17 protein-coding genes and 1 tRNA gene are annotated in these 18994 nt (G+C 68.1%); 11 read left to right on the forward strand and 7 right to left on the reverse strand.

What is annotated here, in order from left to right; genetic code table 11:
* Positions 1–16 precede the first annotated feature (16 nt).
* Positions 17–106 (forward strand) — tRNA-Ser (locus tag MPLG2_RS15400).
* 264 nt (positions 107–370) lie between these two features.
* Here the strand turns inward: MPLG2_RS15400 and MPLG2_RS15405 are convergent.
* Genes MPLG2_RS15405 through MPLG2_RS15415 form a run of 3 tightly spaced genes read right to left on the reverse strand, consistent with a single transcriptional unit; the run spans position 371 to position 3173 of the window.
* Entirely contained in the window at positions 371–1207 is an 837-nt protein-coding gene (locus MPLG2_RS15405) for an NAD(P)-dependent oxidoreductase (RefSeq protein WP_158681261.1), read from the reverse strand.
* Positions 1204–2223 carry a 2-hydroxyacid dehydrogenase gene (locus MPLG2_RS15410; RefSeq protein WP_105186907.1) on the reverse strand — a complete coding sequence of 340 codons (1020 nt, stop codon included), beginning with the start codon at positions 2221–2223 and terminating at the stop codon, positions 1204–1206. The genes MPLG2_RS15405 and MPLG2_RS15410 overlap by 4 nt, the downstream gene beginning before the upstream one ends.
* Positions 2223–3173, reverse strand: coding sequence for a cyclase family protein (locus MPLG2_RS15415; RefSeq protein ID WP_197709974.1), 951 nt, complete (start codon positions 3171–3173; stop codon positions 2223–2225). The genes MPLG2_RS15410 and MPLG2_RS15415 overlap by 1 nt, the downstream gene beginning before the upstream one ends.
* 86 nt (positions 3174–3259) lie before the next feature.
* Between MPLG2_RS15415 and MPLG2_RS15420 the strand changes: the two genes are divergently transcribed.
* The 4 genes from MPLG2_RS15420 to MPLG2_RS15435 all read left to right on the forward strand — a co-directional run bounded on the left by MPLG2_RS15420 (position 3260) and on the right by MPLG2_RS15435 (position 8012).
* Positions 3260–4030, forward strand: coding sequence for an IclR family transcriptional regulator (locus MPLG2_RS15420; protein ID WP_105186909.1), 771 nt, complete (start codon positions 3260–3262; stop codon positions 4028–4030).
* Positions 4031–4143: 113 nt separating this feature from the next.
* Entirely contained in the window at positions 4144–5640 is a 1497-nt protein-coding gene (locus tag MPLG2_RS15425) for a sugar ABC transporter ATP-binding protein (protein ID WP_105186910.1), read from the forward strand.
* 13 nt (positions 5641–5653) lie between these two features.
* Positions 5654–6823 carry an ABC transporter permease gene (locus MPLG2_RS15430; RefSeq protein WP_105186911.1) on the forward strand — a complete coding sequence of 390 codons (1170 nt, stop codon included), beginning with the start codon at positions 5654–5656 and terminating at the stop codon, positions 6821–6823.
* A gap of 31 nt (positions 6824–6854) precedes the next feature.
* Positions 6855–8012, forward strand: coding sequence for a substrate-binding domain-containing protein (locus MPLG2_RS15435; RefSeq protein ID WP_105186912.1), 1158 nt, complete (start codon positions 6855–6857; stop codon positions 8010–8012).
* A gap of 19 nt (positions 8013–8031) precedes the next feature.
* On the opposite strand, the gene MPLG2_RS15440 is transcribed toward MPLG2_RS15435, so the two are convergent.
* Positions 8032–9102 carry a DUF2235 domain-containing protein gene (locus tag MPLG2_RS15440; protein WP_105186913.1) on the reverse strand — a complete coding sequence of 357 codons (1071 nt, stop codon included), beginning with the start codon at positions 9100–9102 and terminating at the stop codon, positions 8032–8034.
* A 185-nt stretch (positions 9103–9287) separates the two neighbouring features.
* On the opposite strand from MPLG2_RS15440, the gene dhaK reads away from it, so the two are divergent.
* The 4 genes from dhaK (at position 9288) to MPLG2_RS15460 (ending at position 12872) form a co-directional block, all read left to right on the forward strand.
* The gene (gene dhaK / locus MPLG2_RS15445; RefSeq protein ID WP_105186914.1) at positions 9288–10286 is read left to right on the forward strand and encodes a dihydroxyacetone kinase subunit DhaK; all 999 of its coding nucleotides are present in this window, start codon (positions 9288–9290) and stop codon (positions 10284–10286) included.
* Positions 10287–10925, forward strand: a complete 639-nt coding sequence (gene dhaL, locus MPLG2_RS15450) for a dihydroxyacetone kinase subunit DhaL (RefSeq protein WP_105186915.1) — start codon at positions 10287–10289, stop codon at positions 10923–10925. It begins immediately after the preceding gene.
* Positions 10926–10929: 4 nt separating this feature from the next.
* Complete coding sequence (dhaM, locus tag MPLG2_RS15455) at positions 10930–11310, forward strand: dihydroxyacetone kinase phosphoryl donor subunit DhaM (RefSeq protein ID WP_105186916.1); 381 nt, start codon at positions 10930–10932, stop codon at positions 11308–11310.
* A 95-nt stretch (positions 11311–11405) separates the two neighbouring features.
* On the forward strand, positions 11406–12872 hold the full coding sequence (locus tag MPLG2_RS15460; RefSeq protein WP_105186917.1) for a potassium/proton antiporter: 1467 nt from the start codon (positions 11406–11408) through the stop codon (positions 12870–12872).
* Positions 12873–12876: 4 nt separating this feature from the next.
* On the opposite strand, the gene MPLG2_RS15465 is transcribed toward MPLG2_RS15460, so the two are convergent.
* Together MPLG2_RS15465 and MPLG2_RS15470 are read right to left on the reverse strand one after the other, a co-directional pair.
* On the reverse strand, positions 12877–13443 hold the full coding sequence (locus tag MPLG2_RS15465) for a LytR C-terminal domain-containing protein (protein ID WP_231936008.1): 567 nt from the start codon (positions 13441–13443) through the stop codon (positions 12877–12879).
* A 46-nt stretch (positions 13444–13489) separates the two neighbouring features.
* Complete coding sequence (locus MPLG2_RS15470) at positions 13490–13783, reverse strand: type II toxin-antitoxin system VapB family antitoxin (protein ID WP_105186919.1); 294 nt, start codon at positions 13781–13783, stop codon at positions 13490–13492.
* Positions 13784–13824: 41 nt separating this feature from the next.
* On the opposite strand from MPLG2_RS15470, the gene MPLG2_RS15475 reads away from it, so the two are divergent.
* Positions 13825–15414: a helicase HerA-like domain-containing protein gene (locus tag MPLG2_RS15475; RefSeq protein ID WP_105186920.1), complete on the forward strand. Its 1590-nt coding sequence runs from the start codon at positions 13825–13827 to the stop codon at positions 15412–15414.
* A 97-nt stretch (positions 15415–15511) separates the two neighbouring features.
* On the opposite strand, the gene MPLG2_RS15480 is transcribed toward MPLG2_RS15475, so the two are convergent.
* Positions 15512–16945 carry a Fis family transcriptional regulator gene (locus MPLG2_RS15480; RefSeq protein ID WP_105186921.1) on the reverse strand — a complete coding sequence of 478 codons (1434 nt, stop codon included), beginning with the start codon at positions 16943–16945 and terminating at the stop codon, positions 15512–15514.
* Positions 16946–16975: 30 nt separating this feature from the next.
* Between MPLG2_RS15480 and MPLG2_RS15485 the strand changes: the two genes are divergently transcribed.
* Positions 16976–18994, forward strand: a complete 2019-nt coding sequence (locus MPLG2_RS15485) for a hypothetical protein (RefSeq protein ID WP_158681262.1) — start codon at positions 16976–16978, stop codon at positions 18992–18994.

The following is an 18994-nucleotide window of genomic DNA, read 5'->3' on the forward strand; positions in this document are numbered from 1 at the left end:
CGATAGAATCGCCGACGGTGGCGTGTCCGAGCGGCCTAAGGAGCACGCCTCGAAAGCGTGTGTGGGTTTTTGCCCACCGTGGGTTCAAATCCCACCGCCACCGCCAAGGTCCGTCCCACTCAGTTGGGGCGGACCTTCGTCATGCCGCCTCATTCGTGGGACGTAAGCTGCGCGGCATGGCGATCCGCGACATCACGACTATCCGCAGGCACCTGCAGGCCGAGGCGCGCGAGCAGGGCACCTGGGGCTCCATACCTCAAAGCGGCGAGGGTTGGGCGGTGGTAGCCATCGCTCAACACCGAGGAGTCGTCCTCGAGCCTCCCGGCGAACCAGCAGATCGAGGCTCTCGCGGTTGATGAATAGGGTGTGACTAGCTGATCTGACGCAGGTACTGCAGCACGACGCTGTTGTCGTCGTCGCCCAGGCCGGCCTTGGTGAGGCCGGTGAACAGGTCCAGCGACACCTGCAGCGACGGCAGGTCACGTCCGCCGGCGCTGTCGGTGGCGAAGGTGAGGTCTTTGACGAGGAACTTCGCCGGACCGCTGGGGCTGAAGTCTTCGTCGGCGAGCTTGGCAGCCTTCTGGTCGAGCAGTTCCGAGGCCGCCAGCCCGGCCCCCAGCACCTGCAGCACGTGGTGCGCGTCGAGGCCGTTGTCTTTGGCCACCAGGGTCGCCTCGGCCAGCGCGACCAGGGTGCCTGCGACCACCATCTGGTTGCAGGCCTTGGTCACCGCGCCGGCGCCGATCGGGCCCATCAGCTCGACGGTGCCGCCGATCACGTCCAACAGCGGCCGGACGCGTTCGAACATCGCCTCGTCGGCGCCGCACATGATCGACATGGTGCCGTCCTCGGCCTTGGCCACGCCGCCCGACATGCAGGCGTCCATCACGTGCACCTGCCCGTCGAGCCGTTCGGCCAGGCCCCGGACGGCGCTGGGCGAGATGGTGCTCATCACCACCAGGTCGGTGGCGCCGCCGTCCAACAGGGCCGGCAGCATGGGTTCGAGGTAGGGCAGGTCGGGCAGCAGGCAGAACACCACCTCGCGGTCGCGCAGGGCCTCGGTGGCGTCGGTGGACACCGCCACCCCGGCTTCGGACGCCGCCGGCACCGGCGCGATGTTCGCCCCGGTCACGTCGTGACCCGCCCTGGACAGATTGATCGCCACCGGTAGGCCCATGTTGCCCAGGCCCAGTACGCAGACCTTCATCGCCACTCCTTCAGTCGCTGCTCGAACGCCGGGTGCGTCAGCACGTCACGGTTCACCACAAAGCGTGGTGCCTGACCCGCGGCCACCGCCAGCAATGCGTCGATGCAACTGTTGCCGTTGCCCAAGCTCATCTCGCTCGTCCAGGCGATCGAGTGCGGCGCCAGGGTCACGTTGGGCAGCCGTTCGATGCCGGACGTCTGCGGCTCGCTCTCGAACACGTCGAGCCCGGCCGCCCGGATGCCGCCCGAGGTCAACGCCCCGATCAGCGCCTGCTCGTCGACGATGGGTCCGCGGGCCATGTTGATCACCACCGCGGACGGCTTCATGGCCGCCAAGAAGGCCGCATCGACCGCGTGAAACGTGTCGTGGGTGAGGGCGGCCATGATCACCACGGCGTCGGCGGTGGCCGCCAGTTCGTCACGGCCAACCAGCCGGACGCCGAGTTCGGCGGCGCGCTCGGGTGGGCAGAACGGGTCGTTGCCGATGATGGTGACGTCGAACGGCGCCAGCAGCCGCACGAACTCGCCGCCGGTGTTGCCGACGCCCACGAGTCCGATGGTCAGGCCGTTCAGCCCGGTGCCCATCAGGTTGGTTCGCTCGGCCCACTTGTGCTCGCGCACGAGTCGATCTTTGGCCACCAGGTTGTGCAGCACGGCCAGCAGCATCGCCAGCGTGGCGGTGGCCACCGGACGGCGGGCGCCGTCCGGGGTGATCGTCACCGCGACGCCGCGGGCCGTGCAGGCAGCGAGGTCGACGGTGTCGTAGCCGACCCCGAATCGGGCCAGCACCGCCGGCCGTGGCACGTCGTCGGCGAAGGCCGACGCCGGCACCGCTGGGCCGGCGAACAGCACCCCGTCGTAGGGGGCCAGATCGTGCGGTGAGAAGGCGGCCACGTCACCTGGCAGGTACTGCCACGGCACGCCCGCCGCATCGAGCCTGGCCAGGCCGATGTCGCCCCAGACGTTGCGGTCGCCGTCGAGAAAATCGCGCGACACCCCCACCCGAAAGGGCGCCATCAGAACACCGCGACGGGGTTGACTGGTCCACCGGTGCCGCGGGGCACGTTGAGCGGCGCGACGGTGAGCATGAACTTGTAGCGGCCCTCGTCGCGGCAGGCCACCGACAGCTCTTCGAGGTCGAGATTGTCGAGCAGCGGCACGCCGAGTGCGGTGATCGCCAGAACGTGAATCGGCGAGCCGATGCCCGGGGTGGGGGCTGGACGGGCGTCGCTGTCGCCGTCACCGCCGAGCAGGCTGATACCGCGCTCGGCCAGCAGCGGCATCGCGTCGACATGCAGGCCGGCGCTGCCGTCGACGTCGGGGTTCCACGCGCCCAGCGTCGCCCGGCGGGCGAAGTGGCCGCTGCGAATCAGCACCGCGTCACCCGGCTCGATGCGCACACCCAGGGCCGCTTCGGCGCGCAGAATGTCGTCGGCGTGAAAGGCCGTGCCCGGCTCGACCCAATCGAGGCCGTCGATGGCTGCGAAGTCGAGCAGCACGCCGCTGGTGACCAGATGCCGCAGCGCCGCGACGTCGCCGAAGTCGGTGCCGGTGGCGTTGACCACGTCGGCGGACGGGTTGCCGTCGAACAGCACTCCCCGATAGGCGATGTGGCTGAGCGCGTCGAGGTGCGAGACCGCCTTGCCGTGAAAGGCGACGCCCAGAAAGTCCTTGTTGCAGGTGGGTTCGGGCGGCTCTCGGTCACCCAGTTCGACCATCATGTGTAGAGCCGGCTGGGGGTTGTCGATGCCACTGACCGTGTTCCACGGCAGCGACATCTGGGCGGTGCGTCCAGACCGCACCAGGGCTGCGGCGGCCCGCACCTGCTCGGGCCCCACCGCGCCCCAGGCGCCGCGCGCCGGATCGCTATATTGGCCCCACCTCTTGAGCTTCTCGAAGATCTCGTCGAACTCCGCCGGCGTCACCTCGGGCAGGGCAAGCGGGTTGATGGCGCTCTCGGCACTCACGTCAGGTTCCCTTCGTTGGGGTCTTGCAGCATCACGATAGGCCATTATTCTGTTCATAATCCAGTAGGTTGTTCAGAAGGGTAGCGATGGACCGCAGTGCTGTGCCGGCCCTCACGCGGGCGATGAGCATCGTCGACCTGCTCGCCGATGCGGGCCAGGCGGGTCTGACGGTGGCCGACATCGCAGCCCGCACCGGCATCGCGAAGTCGACCACCGCGCTGTTGTGCTCGGTGCTCGAGGACGAAGGCATGGCCAGGCGCCACGACGGCCGCTATCGGCTGGGCCGGCGCTTTCTCGGCCTGGCCGCCGACTACCTGGCCACCGTGGACGACCTGGAGGAGTTCTACGCCCTGGTGCGGCGGTTGCCGATCATTTCGCGCGAGGCCGCCCGACTGGCCCTGATGGACGGCACCGACGTGATCTATCTGGCCCGCTACGAGGCGGCCGGTCGTCCGCGCCGGGTCACCGGCGGTATCGGCGACCGCTTCCCGGCGTCCATCACCGCTACTGGCAAGGCGATGCTGGCCACCCTGCCGGCCGAGGCGGTCGAAGACCGCTTTCGCGGCAAGCTCTTCCCCCGCTACACCGAACGCAGCATTCAGTCTCTGCCCGACCTGCTGCGCGACCTGGCGGAGGTTCGTGAGCGCGGCTACGCCATCGACGACGAAGAGACCAACCTGGGGCAGGTGTGCTACTCGGTGGCGGTGCAGAACGCGCCCGGCGAGGTGGCCACCCTGGCGGTCAGCTCGACGATGAGCAGGCAGCGCTCGACCGAGCTTTCGCCGGCCGACGTGGTCGCCGAACTGCAGCAACTGGCGGGCCTGTTCCGCAACCCGCTGGCCGGCCGCAGCTTCTGATCGGGACCGCCGTGCGAGCAATCGTTGTTTCGGGGTTGCGTCGCGCGCGTCAGTAGTCCAAGATGTTGGCCACAGTCCAGTATGTTGGTTTCGCTCAGAGTTGAGGACACCCGATGACCGAAGTTCCCCTGATTCAGATCACGGGCCTCGTCAAGCAGTTCGGCGCCACCCAGGCGCTGAAGGGTGTCGACTTCACCCTGCAGTCGCACAGCATTCACGCGCTGCTCGGCCAGAACGGCGCCGGCAAGTCCACCCTGATCAAGGTGCTGTCGGGCCTGTACCCACCCACGGCGGGCGAGGTCACTGTTCGGGGTCACGCGCTCGGCTCGCCCGAAGCGACCCGGTCGATGGCCTTCATTCACCAGGACCTCGGCCTGGTCGAAGCCATGAGCGTGGCCGAGAACGTCGCCTTGGGCACCACCTACGCCCGGCGGGCCGGCCTGATCAGCTGGCGCCAGGTGCGCAAACAGGCCGAGGCCGCCCTCGAACTGGTGCAGCTCGACGTCGACCCGCAGATGCTCATCGCCGACCTGACCCGGGCCGAACGCTCGTTGGTGGCGATCGCCCGCGCCCTGTCCGCCGACGCACCGATTCTGGTGTTGGACGAGCCAACCGCGTCGCTGCCCGCCGCCGACTCGGCCCGGCTGTTCGACGTGCTCAAGCGGCTGCGTGAGAGCGGCCGCGGCATGATCTACGTGTCGCACCGGCTCGACGAGGTGTTCGCGATCAGCGACACCGTCACGGTGTTTCGAGACGGACGGCTGGTGCACACCGGCGCGATCAACGACAAGACCCCTCAAGACCTCGTCATCGACATCGTCGGCAGCAAGCCCAAGACCTATCAGTCGCGCTTCGACGCCAAACAGCGTCCCGTGGTGTTGTCGGGTGATCGGGTGCTGGCCGGGCCCGCGGGACCGGTCAGTTTCGAGGTTCACGCCGGCGAGGTGGTCGGCATGGTCGGCCTGACCGGTGCGGGGCACCTGCAACTCGGCCGGGCCATCGCCGGCGCCTTTCCCACCCACGGCGGCACCCTCACCCTCGAGGGACGCCCCTACGCGCCGTCCACCCCCGCGGCGGCGGTCGACCGCGGCGTCGGCTTCGTCACGTCGAACCGCATGGAAGAGGGCATGGCGCCCGAGATGAGCGTGCGCGAGAACTTTCTGGCCAACCTGCGGCCGCGCGGCATCAAGCTGCTGAGCTGGAACAGCCCGCGCAAGGACGCGGCGCTCGGCGACGAACTCACCGACACCTACGGCGTGCTGCCCAACAACCCCGAAGCGCCGATCGCCACCCTGTCGGGCGGCAATCAGCAGAAGGTCATGGTCGGCCGCTGGCTGTCGGCCGAACGCAAGGTGATCGTGCTCGAAGAACCCACCGCGGGCGTCGACGTGGGCGCCAAGGCCGACATCTACCGGCTGCTCGAAGACGCCCTCGACGCCGGGCTGGCCGTGGTGCTGGTGAGCACCGACTTCGAAGAGGTGGCCAGCGTCGCGCACCGCGCGCTGGTCTTCGTTCAGGGCCGTATGACCGAAGAGCTCGCCGGCGATCAACTCACCGTCGGCAACCTCACCGCCGCCAGCTCCGGCGCCAACCTGCTGACCACTCACTGAGGAGTTCGTACCCATGACCACAGCAGCCCAAGCGGCGCCAGCCCGTCCGGCCCGGCGACGGCGCGGCGGCAGTTCGTTCGTCGGCACCTACGGGCTGCTGGTGCTGGCCGTCGCCCTGTTCATCGTCTTCGCGATTCTGATGCCCGGCACGTTTCTGACCGGCACCAACCTGAACGCCATTCTGGGGGCCAACTCGATTCCGGCGATTCTGGCGCTGGGCGCCATGATTCCGATCGCGACCGGCAAGTTCGACGTGTCGATCGGGTATGCGCTCGGCCTGGCCCACGTGCTGATGATGGTGCTGGTCGTCAACGGCGTCGACTGGATGCTCGCCGCCTTGATCGTGCTGGTGCTGCTCACCTGCGTGGGCGTGGTCAACGGCCTGCTGGTCGAACTGGGCCGCATCGACTCGTTCGTGGCCACCCTGGGCACCGGATCGGTGCTGTATGCGATCACCGGCGCCATCACCAACGGCGCCCGGGTGGTACCCACCGGCGACGGCCTGCCGTCGGGGTTCACCGACCTGTACGACAGCAAGATCGCCGGCATTCCGGTGTCGGCCTGGTACGTCGCAGTGATCGCGGTGATTCTGTGGATCGTGCTCGAGCGGCTGCCGCTCGGCCGCTACTTCTACGTGCTGGGTTCGAACCAGCGCGCCGCCGACCTGATCGGCCTGCCCACCCGGCGCTACTCGGTGTACGCGTTCGCCGCCTGCTCGTTTCTGGTGGGGGTGGCCGGCGTACTGCTCGCCTCGCAGCAACAGATCGGTAACCCCTCGGTGGGTAGCGAGTACATGCTGCCCGCGTTCGTGGCCGCCCTGCTGGGCTCCACCGTGATCAAGCCCGGACGACCCAACGCCGCCGGCACCATCGTGGCCGTCGTCACGCTGGCGATCGGCCTGGCCGGCATCGGCCAGCTCGGCGCCAACTTCTGGGTGAACCCGCTGTTCAACGGCATCACGCTGCTCATCGCCGTCGGCCTGGCCGGCTGGAGCGCCCGCCGCAAGATCATGGCCGGCATCGCGGCCAACAAGGCCGTCGACACCGGCGCCCCGCCGCCCGAGGGCGGCAGCGGGGTGCACACCGCCGATGCGCAACTCGCCGACACCGTCGGCCCCAGCACGTCCGCCACCCCGGTGGTCGACCCGTCCGCCGACCCCGACGCCCACTCGTCCACCTCGTAAACCCGCATCGCAATCTCAGAAAGGCTTCACCATGGCATCACCATTCCGCCGGCCGCTCGCCGCCGGCTTCGCGCTGGCGCTGGGCGCGTCCATCGCCCTGGCCGGCTGCTCGCGCGGCTCGGACGCCGCCAACAACACCGCCAGCGCCGCCGCCACCACGGCGAGCGGCTGCGCCGACGTGGTCGCCACCTCGAAGGCGGCCGTCGACAAGGCGACCGCCACCGACGCGACGTGGGACGGCCCCACCACCGGCCCGAAGGCCGCCGCGGGCAAGACCATCGTGTACGTGGCGCAGTCGATGCAGAACCCGGGCGTCGCCGGAGTCGCCACCGGTCTCGAGGAAGCCGCCAAGACCATCGGCTGGACGCTGAAGACGATCGACGGTCAGGGCACGCCCGCCGGCATTCAGAACGCCTTCAATCAAGCCCTGACGCTGAAGCCCGACGGCATCATCATCGGGGGCTTCGACCCCGCGACGACCGCCGACCAGGTGAAGCAGGCCAACGCCGGCAAGATTCCGCTGGTCGGCTGGCAGGCCTTGGCGACCCCGGGCCCCAGCTCGGACGGCAAGCTGTTCAGCAACGTCACCACCAAGGTCGAGGACGTGGCCAAGATCAGCGCCGACTACATCATCGCCAAGTCGAACGGCACCGCGGGGGTGGTGATCTTCACCGACAGCTCGATTCCGTTCGCCGAGGGCAAGAGCCAGATGATTCAGAAGCAGTTGCAGACCTGCAGCTCGGTGAACGTGCTCAAGTACAGCAACATTCCGCTCGCCGACGTGGCCAGCCGCATGCCCACCGAAACCAACGCGCTGCTGAGCAGCCTCGGTGACAAGTGGACCTACTCGGTGGCCATCAACGATGTCTACTTCGAGAACGCCACCGCTGCCTTCCGGCAGGCCGGCAAAACCGCGGCCACCGCTCCCGTCAACGTGGGTGCCGGCGACGGCGACGCGGCGGCGCTCACCCGCATTCGCACCGGCGACTTCCAGGCCGCCACCGTTCCGTCGCCGCTGCGGTCCGAGGGCTGGCAGATCGTGGACGAGCTGAACCGCGCGTTCGCGGGCGAGAAGGCGTCGGGCTACGTGCCGCAGATTCACGTGTCGACCAAAGACAACGCCACGGCCGACAACTTCTGGGATCCGGCCGGTTACCAGGACGCGTTCAAGGCGATCTGGGGAAAGTGAGGGCTGCGCCGCCCCCGGGTCACCCGGGGGCGGCGTCCTGACCGGTGGCGGGGCTGTTCCAAGCTTCGCCCCGAAGGTGCTCGCCGATCGGGTTGCCCGGGCGGTACTCGGCGTCCAACTGGCTGCGGTTGGTCACCGAGGGGTGAATCTCTTCGCGACCGAACCGCGTGCCGCCGATCTGCCGCAGGAAGGGTGGCTCTAGCTTGCGGTAGGCGCCCTTGAGAAACCGGCTGTACGAGTCCACCAGCGGCGCGAGCAGGTCGGCCGGCACGTCGGGCACCTGGTCGGGGTCGACGGCCAGGCCGCACTGCACCGCACGGTCGAGCATCCACAGCAACGGAATGTCGCTGAGTTGGTTGTCGGCGTAGCCGCCGCCGACGTTGGCGTGCGCCCCCGCGAACCACACCTGTTCGAGCCGCTGGCTAGGCTCTTCGACCGGATCCCACAGCGTGCAGGTGTAGTTCTTGCGGTGCTCGTCGATGGCCACGGCGTGAAAGGCGTTCTCGACCACCCGCCCGAGCTTGGTGTCGTGAAACTGGTAGTAGGCCTTGTTGAACCAGTCGAACGACTCGACCGGAATGCCCAGCGAACCCACCGTGTCCCACACCCCGAGAAACCGAACGCGGATCTCGCGCGAGTAGCTCTCGCGAAACGTCAGCGCCTCGGGTGAATCGGGGCCCTCGTCATCGCGGTACAGGTCGTAGGCGTCTTTGGTGCGGTCGGACTCATCGGGCAGCAGTAGCCCGGCGTTGCGGATCATGCCCACCAACGAACGCGCGGTGTAGGCGCCCCGGCTGAAGCCGACCAGGTAGATCTGGTCGCCCTCGGCGAAGTTCTCGGCCAGCCACTGGTAGCCGTCTTGAATGCGGTTCGACAACCCGGCGCCGAACACGCCGCCGGTGATCTTGGTGTACCAGTTGGTGCCGACGCCCTTCTCGTACCACTTGATCTGTTCGATGCCCTGGGGCGTGGACGGACTCACCGCCTCGTAGAACTTCCACACGTTGGTGGAGTCGTCCTGGTCGCGATCGGTGTCTTCGTCGTCGGGGGTGTTCCACGTGCCGTCGAAGGCCAACACGATGTTCTTCACGCCCAAACACTGTAGAACCCACGCGGCAGCGCGACCATCCCTTGTCGATGCGGGTGAACGTCTGCCCAAGCTTTCGGCATTCGTCTTTCGCGGGTGGACCACATTGGGCAGAGTGGGTCTTGCGCCATGGCGGCGCCGGCCGCGGCCGGGGGTCCGCGGCCCACGCTCTTAAGGGAGAGAGTTCAATGAAGAAGCTCATCAACGATCCGGCCGATGTGGTGCCCGAAACCCTGAAGGGGTTCGCTGCCGCGTTCTCTGACATCGTCACCGTTCACCTCGACCCCGACTACGTGGTGCGTGCGGACGCCCCCAAGCAGGGCAAGGTCGGCCTGGTCTCCGGCGGCGGCTCGGGCCACGAACCGCTGCACGCCGGCTTCGTCGGCCTCGGCATGCTCGACGCGGCGGTGCCCGGTGCGGTGTTCACCTCGCCCACGCCCGACCCGATTCTCGAGGCCACCAAGGCCGTCGACGGCGGCGCCGGTGTGCTGCACATCGTGAAGAACTACACCGGCGACGTGCTCAACTTCGAAACCGCGGCCGAACTGGCCGACATGGAGGGCATCACCGTCAAGGCTGTCGTGGTGAACGACGACGTCGCGGTCGAAGACTCCACCTGGACCGCCGGACGCCGCGGCGTGGCCGGCACCGTGCTGGTGGAGAAGATCGTCGGGGCGGCCGCCGAGCGCGGCGACGACCTGGACGCCGTGGTCGCGGTGGCCGAAAAGGTGATCGGCCAGGTGCGTTCGATGGGCGTGGCACTCACCGCCTGCACCGTGCCGCACGCCGGCAAGCCGTCCTTCGATCTGGGTGAGGACGAGATCGAGATGGGCGTCGGCATTCACGGCGAGCCGGGCCGCTCGCGCCAGCCGCTGGTGTCGGCCAACGAGATCACCGACCAACTCGTCGACGCGATCCTGCACGACATGAACCTCAGCGGCGGCCAGGTGCTGCTGTTCGTCAACGGCATGGGCGGCACGCCCGAGTCGGAACTGTTCATCGTCTACGGCCACGCCCGCGAGCGCCTCGAGGCCGCCGGACTCGAAGTGACCCGTTCACTGGTCGGCAACTACATCACGTCGCTCGAGATGCAGGGCTGCTCGGTCACCGTGCTGAAGTTGGACGACGAACTCACCGAACTGTGGGACGCCCCCGTGAACACCGCCGCATTGAGGAGAGGTATCTGAATGACGAATCTGGACGTCGAGTGGGCCAAGGACTGGATGCGCCGGTCGTCCGACACACTCACCGAGCACCGCATGGAACTGATCGACCTCGACCGGGCGATCGGTGACGGCGACCACGGCGAGAACATGGCGCGCGGCTTCACGGCCGTCATTCAACGCATGGACGAAGCGCCGCCCGAAGATGTGGCGGGGGTGTTCAAGCTGGTGGCCCAAACCTTGATGTCCAAGGTGGGCGGAGCGGCCGGGCCGTTGTACGGCACGGCGTTCATTCGCGCCTCGAAGGCCGCCGAGGGCGACTTGGACGCAGCGTGGGTCGCCACGCTGTGCGAGGCCGCCCTCGACGGCATCGTCACCCGCGGTAAGGCGACCACGGGCGAGAAGACCATGGTGGACGCCTGGACGCCGGCGATCACGGCCGCGAAGGCGGCGGCCGACGCTGGTCACAGCCCGGCCCAGGCGTTGCGGGCCGCCGCCGATGCGGCCGCCGAGGGTGCCGAGGCCACGATTCCGTTGAAGGCCACCAAGGGCCGGGCCTCTTACCTGGGGGAGCGGTCGATCGGCCACAAAGACCCCGGGGCGACGTCCACCGCCTATCTGCTGGCCTGCGCGGCCGACGCCGCCGAAGCGGTTGAGGGCTGAGCGGGTGAGTATCGCGTTCGTGATCGTCTCGCACTCGGCCAAACTGGCCGAAGGCGTGGTCGAGTTGGCCCAGCAAATGGCCAAAGACGTCGAGTTCCGGGCCGCCGGCGGCACCGAGGACGGCGGCATCGGCACGTCGTTCGACCTGATCTACGCCGCGGTCGAAGAACTCACCGGCGCGGGGCACCAGGTGGTGCTGCTGACCGATCTGGGCTCGGCCGACATGACGGTGGAGTCGGTGCTCGAGATGGTCGACCCCGAGCAGGTGCACTGGTGCCCGGGGCCGCTGGTCGAAGGTGCGGTGTCGGCCGCGGTGACCGCCCAGGTCGGCGGCGACATCGAGGCGGTGCGCGAGGCGGCCAAGGCCAAGGAGATGTTCGGCTGAGTCCGCGTTAACGGCAGGTGACGGGCCTGAAACGGGGCGACACCCCCTGGGAGCCATAGAGTGACCCCAGGGGGTGAGCCTTGACTCTCGACACCATGTTGCTGGCGGGGGCGGGCGTGCTCCTGGCGGCACTCGGCGCCGCCCGGCTGTCGAGTTCGGTCGGGCTGCCGTCGCTGCTGCTGTTCCTGTTTCTGGGCGTCGGCGTGGGGCTCTGGGTCGAGTTCGACGACGCCGCCCTGGCCCACGATCTGGGCTTCGCCGCGCTGGTGCTGATCCTGGGCGAGGGCGGCTTCACCACCAAGTGGCGCGAGATGCGTCCGATACTCTCGCTGGCCGGGTTACTGGCCACGGTCGGCATCGGGGTGTCGATCGTGGCCATGACCCTGTTCGGTCACTTGGTGCTCGGCCTCGATCTGGCCACCGCGCTGCTGCTGGGCGCGGTCACCGCGCCCACCGACTCGGCGGCGGTGTTCTCGGTGCTGCGCCGGGTGCCGATTCCGGCTCGCCTACGGGCGATTCTCGAAGCCGAGTCGGGCCTCAACGACGCGCCGGTGGTGCTGCTGGTGAGCGCGGCCACGGCCTGGGCGCTGGGTGAGTCCACCGAATCGCCACCGTTGATTCTGGGCATGGTGCTGGTCGAACTGGCGGGCGGTTTGCTGCTCGGCCTGGCGATCGGCTGGCTGGGCGCCCGGGTGCTCAAACGCATCGCGCTGCCCGCCTCGGGCCTGTACCCGCTGGGTGCCATGGGCTGGGCGCTGCTGGCTTACGGCGCAGGGGCGTACCTGCACGTGTCGGGCTTCGCCGCGGTGTACATCTGCGCGGTGGTGCTGGGCAACAGCGACCTGCCGCACCGCAACGCCACCAAGTCGTTCGCCGAAGGCGTGGGCTGGGTGGCCCAGATCGGCCTGTTCGTGATGCTGGGCCTGCTGGCCCACCCCGACCGGTTCGCGCTCGACGTGGCGATCACCGGCGTGCTGGCGGGGCTGTTTCTCACCCTGATCGCGCGGCCTCTGTCTGTGTGGGCGTGCGCGGCGTGGTTCAAGGTGCCCTGGCGAGAACAGGCGTTTCTGTCGTGGGCGGGCCTGCGCGGCGCCGTCCCGATCATCATGGCCACGGTGCCGCTGGCCTCAACGCTGCCCCAGGCCAAGACGCTGTTCGACCTGGTGTTCGTGTTCGTCGTGGTCTACACCACGCTACAGGCGCCCACCTTGGGTTGGGTGGCGCGAAAGCTGGGCGTGACCACGGGTGACGACGCGGTCGACATCGAGGTCGAGGTGGCACCGCTCGACAAGATTCAGGCCGACTTCATGCAGATCAAGGTGCCGTCCGGCTCCAAGTTGCACGGGGTGACGGTGTTCGAACTGCGGCTGCCGCCCAGCACCGTGGTGTCGTTGATCATTCGTGACGGCACGCCGTTCGCGCCCGGTAGCCGTGACGTGATTCGCACCGGCGACGAACTGCTGGTGGTGGTGCCGTCGCGCTACCGCTACCGGGTCGAGAACCGGTTCAAGCAGATCAGCCGCGGTGGACGGCTGTCGCGCTGGCACGACGATCGCGACTAGCGAGCTACTTCTTGGTTTTCGAGGGCGACGCCGAGGGCGACGCGGACGGCGTGGCCACCGGTGCGGCGGTCGCACTGGCCTCAGAGGCGGGCAGCGGCGGCAGGCAGACGGGGCCGTCGACCGCGATGGACGTCAGCGGCTTGGCCGCCTTGCCGGCGTAGTCGTCGCCGAGCAGCACGTCGACCACGTGGTCGATGCGGCCATCGCCCTGGGTCTTGGCGTTCTTGAAGAAGCCGGCGACCAGCTTGACCTCGGGGTCGTCTTTGCTGTTGCCGATCACGACGGTTTCGGCGAACTTCTGATCGCTGTTGTTGACCTTGAGGATGTAGTAGCCGACTGCACGCATCTCGGTGCTGACCCGCTTGGCCAGGCCACCGCGCAGCCCTGCGTTCAGGGTGCGTACGGTCACGTAGTTGGGCGTCAGCTTGCCGCCGACGTCGACCTTCACGCAGGGCTCGGGCGGGCGGGGTGGAATGGCTGCGGTGGCGTTCTTCAGCCCCCACCAGCCGCCCACGGCGACCAGCGCCAGCAGAATGATGAGCGTGACGGGCGTCTTGAACACCCGGATCACCTGCCGCAACGACCCGCTCCTCTACTCGACCGAACCTCTACCCAGACTACTTGAGTTCGAGAACGCGGGCGTGCATGGTCTGGCGTTGCTGCAGCGCGGCGCGCAACGCGCGGTGCAGGCCGTCCTCCAAGTAGTAGTCGCCCTGCCACGAAATGACGTGCGCGAACAGGTCGCCGTAGAAGGTGGAATCGTCTTCGAGCAACTGCTCCAAGTCGAGAATGCGCTTGGTGGTGACCAACTGGTCGAGCCTGATCTGCTGCGGCGCGATGGCGGCCCACTGGCGCTGCACGTAGCCGTGTTCGGGGTACGGCCGCTCGTCGCCGACGCGCTTGAAGATCACTCACACAGTCTAGGGGAGCGTTCGCCGTATGATCTGGGGCCATGGGTTCACCGGACACCGCAGACATCGTCAAGGGCTACACCTTCGACACCGAATCCATCGAACTGGGGGTGTTGATCGCCGACGGGCAACCAGTTCCCGACGCGAAGATTCGCATCTCGTTGTCGATGCTGAACCGGCACGGGCTCGTGGCGGGTGCCACCGGCACCGGCAAGACCAAGACCCTGCAGTTGATGACCGAGCAGATCGCCCGCGCCGGCGTGTCGGTGTTCGCGGCCGACATCAAGGGTGACCTGTCGGGGCTGGCGCTGCCCGGCAAGTCGTCCGACAAGCTGCTGGCCCGCACGCAGGCGATCGGGCAGAACTGGCAGCCGCACGGCTGCCCGGTCGAGTTCTACGCGCTTGGCGGGCAGGGGCACGGCGTGCCGCTGCGGGCCACCGTGAGTTCGTTCGGGCCGATTCTGCTCAGCAAGGTGCTGGGGCTGAACGAAACCCAAGAATCGACGCTCGGCCTGATCTTTCACTACTGCGACACCAAAGGCCTGCCGCTGCTCGACCTGGCAGACCTGCGGTCGGTCGTGTCGTACCTGACCTCTGACGAGGGCAAACCCGAACTGAAGGAACTCGGGGGCGTGTCGTCGGCCAGCGCCGGGGTGATTCTGCGTTCGCTGGTGACGCTGCAGACCCAGGGGGCGGACGAGTTCTTCGGCGAGCCCGAGTTCGACACCCGCGACCTAATTCGCACCACCCCCGACGGCCAGGGAGTCATCTCGCTGCTGGAGCTGCCCAACCTGCAAGACCGTCCGGCGATCTTCTCGACGTTCTTGATGTGGCTGCTGGCCGACCTGTTTCACGACCTGCCCGAGGTGGGTGACGTCGACAAGCCCAAGCTGGTGTTCTTCTTCGACGAGGCGCACCTGCTGTTCGCCGACGCGTCCAAGGCCTTTCTGCAGGCGATCGCGCAGACCGTCCGGCTGATCCGTTCGAAGGGCGTCGGCATCTTCTTCGTCACTCAGACGCCCAAGGACGTGCCCGACGACGTGCTGGCCCAGCTGGGTTCGCGGGTGCAGCACCAGCTGCGGGCGCACACGCCCAACGACGCCAAGGCGCTGAAGGCGACGGTGGCCACCTACCCGACCTCGGCCTACGACCTCACCGAGGTGCTGCAGGGCCTGGGCATCGGCGAGGCGATCGTGACGGTGCTGAACCCCAACGGCGCGCCCACCCCGGTGGCCTGGACGCGCATGCGGGCGCCCGAGGCGTCGATGGACCCGATGCCCGAGCAGATGATGGCCGGCGGCATCGCGCAGTCGGCGATGATGCGCAAGTACGGCCAGGCGGTGAACCGCGACTCGGCCTACGAGATGCTCACCCGCAAGCTCGAGGCCGGGGCGGCGGCAGCGGCCGAGGAGCAGCAGCGGGCCGAGCAGGCCAAGGCCGACGCTGCCGCGGCCAAGGAACGCGACAAGCAGGCCGCGGCCCAGGCCAGGTCGCAGGGGCGGACGACGAGTCGTCCGGCGCCCAAGAGTGGGTTCGAGAAGGTGCTCAGCTCGCCCACGTTCTGGAACAAGGTGATCACCGTGGGCGGTGAGATCACCCGGGGCATGTTCGGTACGGCGCGCAAGCGCTGAGCAATCGCTGGTCGAGCCTGTCGAGACCCCAAGAACATCAACGTCGCGGGGCGAACGACGGCCCGAGGGCTCCCTCCTACCCTCGGGCCGTCAGCCGTCACGCTGCGCCGGCAGCCACGACCGGTTCGGCCGCCTCGTGCGCCGTGGCGGAACTGTGGGCACCTGCCAAGGCGGTGAGTGCCTCGTCGAGCAGCCGGTGAATCGAGGTGGTGACGGCAGTGCATCCGCTGTCGATCTTCGCGGCGTTCGTCTGAATCGAACTCGCCAGCGTCTTCATCGCGTCGATCTTGACCAACTGCGCCAGCGCCTCGGCGATCTTCTCTTCGGCCGTCTGCGCCTCTTCCGAACCGGTGCGCACCGAAGCGGCCATTGCGACGGTGCGAAGCAGAATGACCACGGTGCGCAGCAGCTCAGGATCGTCCGTTTCCGGGTCGAGCGCGACGACCAAGCGCCGTGACCCCACCACCCGAATCGCCTGGCCTGCGTTCTGTTCGAGCGAACGGACGACGCCCAACGACGCCACTGCTGCGCGGTTGCGCTCGGCCTCGTCGAAGTACGCGGTCCAACCGGCCCGCTTCGAGTCGGTCACTTCGACCACCAGCCGAACATCGTGGCCACCCACGGTCAGCACGCCGTCACCCTTCTTGCAGCGCGGCAGAAGACCGACCTGATTGGTGGTGTCCTGGTACTCGTCGCCCAGTCCGGCTGCGATGCCGTTCATCAGCACGTGAACCTGCGCCTCGAGCGAGCCGCCCTTGATCGGCGTCACCTTGGCGAGCGATGCCGTTGCCTGCTGCACCTTCAACGCCGTGGTCAACTCGTCCACCTTGTGTGCCAGCACGTTGTGGTTCTTCTCGATCCGCTCGGTGAACTCCTTCTGGCTCACCGCCAGAGCGGCGGCGTGCTTGGCCATGGGAGAAGTTGGGTCCGACGGGTCGAACTGCTTGGCCGCCTTCGACAGCAGCTCGGACGTGCCGGCGCTCACCTGAGCCTGCAGAGTCTGGGCGAAGGTGCCCAGCAGGGGCTGCATGCGTTCGAGCACCTCCGCCTTGTCGCCGCCGAACAGGCGCTGCATCTGCTCGGCCAGGGTCTTCGTGGCGTGATCCACGGCCGCGGTGATCTCTTTGCGGTTCGTCACCTCGGCCTCGACGATCGCCTTCTTGGCGTCGGACGCCACCTGAGTCACCGCCTTCGCGGCCTCTGCGGTGGCCCGCTCAGTGATCTCGGCCGCCTGCTTGGATGCCTGGGCTGTCTGGTCGCCCACGCCCTTGACCATGCTCTCGAGCAGCCGCGTATCTGCGGTGTGCGCGGTGCTGGCCAAGACGCGGGCGCCGAACGTCAGGGCTTCGTGGACGAACGCCGTGACGTCGGCGTTCCCGACGGCGGACGCGTGAGCGGCCTCACCGAGCCGCCGTCCGGTCGTCCAGTGGCGGGCCTCTTCGATGACCCTCGGTTCGGCGATCACCATCGCTTCGATCGCGATGGTCGCCCCGGTTGCGTCGAACCGGGCGGTGTCGGTGGTGCTGGGCATGATTCCTCCTGAGGGTTTGTCGTCGCCACTGTGGCGGGACGCAATCAGAATCGGTGGCCGTGGCTCTACGGACAAGATAAGACGCTGTTTAGTCGGGTAAACAGACGCTGCCATATGCACTCAAGTGCATTTCCCGTAGTCTCCTGTCATTGCGTACGAGAGGAGGCACCCATGCAGTCACCCACCCTGACCGCCGAAGATGTGGCGCGCCTCGCGATGGTGTCGAGGCAGGCGGTAACCAACTGGCGGCGACGACCCAACACCGCAGCCGGCATGCTGCCGTTTCCGCCACCGCTGTCCGCAGACGGTGTCGAGCGTTTCGCGGCCGACGAGGTCGTCGCGTGGTTGGAGAAGACCGGCCGTGGCCGCAATGCCGAGGCGCGGGCCGACGCTCCGGCCTTTTCGCTGCGTGAAGGATTCAGCCTCGATGAGGTCGTCACCATGCTTGCCCTGCGCTCGATGTGTGATTGCGACCTCACTGCACTGTCGGCCGCCGACCTCGCCGCTCTCGCCTATGAGGCCGACCCCGACGACGAGTTCTTGGGCTCCGAGGTGGTCGGGATCGGCGTCAAGGCCGACTTGCTCGCCTACGTCGACGATCTTCACGAGTCGGCCTTCGGACTTATCGATGCGCTGGATCGTGCCGAAGAGAGTCGTCTGGGCCGGTCGGGTCACCGCGGTCTGACAGACGCGGCGGTCACGGTGCTGGCTTCGATCACCACCGCGTGCCGGCTGTTTCTGGGCGGTGATGTGGTTGCGCTCGATCCTCGTGTCAACGCACCGACCGCTCGGGTGTTGGCTGAGGGTTTTGCCGGCGTCACGGTCGGCGCGGGCCACGTCGACGGGCGCCGGTTGCGGCGCACGCTGACGTTGGCTGACGTCGAGTTGGTCAGCAGTGACTCGGCGGTGCGCGTGCTGTCGGTGGTGGGCGAGACCGATCACGCTGCTCTGCAGGTGATGGACGACCTGGTGCTCGACCTGGGCCCCGCCGATGTCGGCGTCATTCTCGGTCCGTCGTCGCTGTTGTGTGACGGATTGCGCGGGCGACTCGATGCAATGCGCGCCGACACGCTCTCTGGGCGCGGACTGGTGATGGCCGCTCGGCTGCCGCGGGGGCTGTGGACCAACGCGCATCGCCAGCAGTTGGGTCTCTGGATCGTGGCGGGCGTCGAGAAGGGCGCCAAGGTGGTTGTGGCCGACCTCACTGCGACGGACGTGGACGTGAACGACCTGGCCTCTGACGCCTCAGCCGCGCTGACCTACGACTCGGCGACGCTGCCGGATGCCTCCAGGGCCTTTCGCTACGGGCGTGCCGTCGACCGCGCCGCGCTGAGTGGCCGTCGTCCGCTGGTAGCGCCCGGCATTCGGGCGATTCAACTGGCCGACGCGGCGTACGGTCACCATCGCGATCGCGTGCTGGCGGCCACCCTGATCACCAGTCAGCCCTTGCCCGGCTTCGACGTTCACGTGGCACCAGGCGAACAACAGGTGGTGGTCAGCGCCGCCTCGCTGGGCGAGTTGCTGGCCGCCGGTCGTATCGATTTGCTCAAAGGAACGCGCGTCGACGCTGCCTACAGCGACCCGGTTGGGACCGTGCGAGCGGTGTCGGCAGATCCTGCCGACGCCGATCTGCTGCTCGATCCGCTGGTGGCCGCCGAGCACTATCCGCGGGCGCGACGAACCGAGCCCGGCGACGTCGTGTTCGTCGAGCGCCCCCGTCCACACGCCAGCGTTGACCACGAGGGAGGCTCGCTCGTGCGGTACCCGAGCCGGGCGCTCAGGCTGCCGCCCGATTCCCTGCTCGGCCCGCTCGCTCTGGCAGCGGTGATCAACCGCTTGCCCAGCTCAGCCCAGGAGTATCGGGCCTGGAACGTGCCGCTGCTGCGTGCGGGTGAGCGTGGCGCGTTGGAGGGGACGCTGGCCGCGGCCGATGCGTACCTGGCCGACTTGCACCGCCGCACGGCCGCGACCAACGATCTGATCGACAACCTGATTCAGGGGGCTGCCGCCGGCACCCTCGCCCTCACACCGACCACGAAGGCAGGCTGA

Origin of the sequence: Micropruina glycogenica, assembly GCF_900289045.1 — a bacterium.
GTDB lineage: Bacteria > Actinomycetota > Actinomycetes > Propionibacteriales > Propionibacteriaceae > Micropruina > Micropruina glycogenica.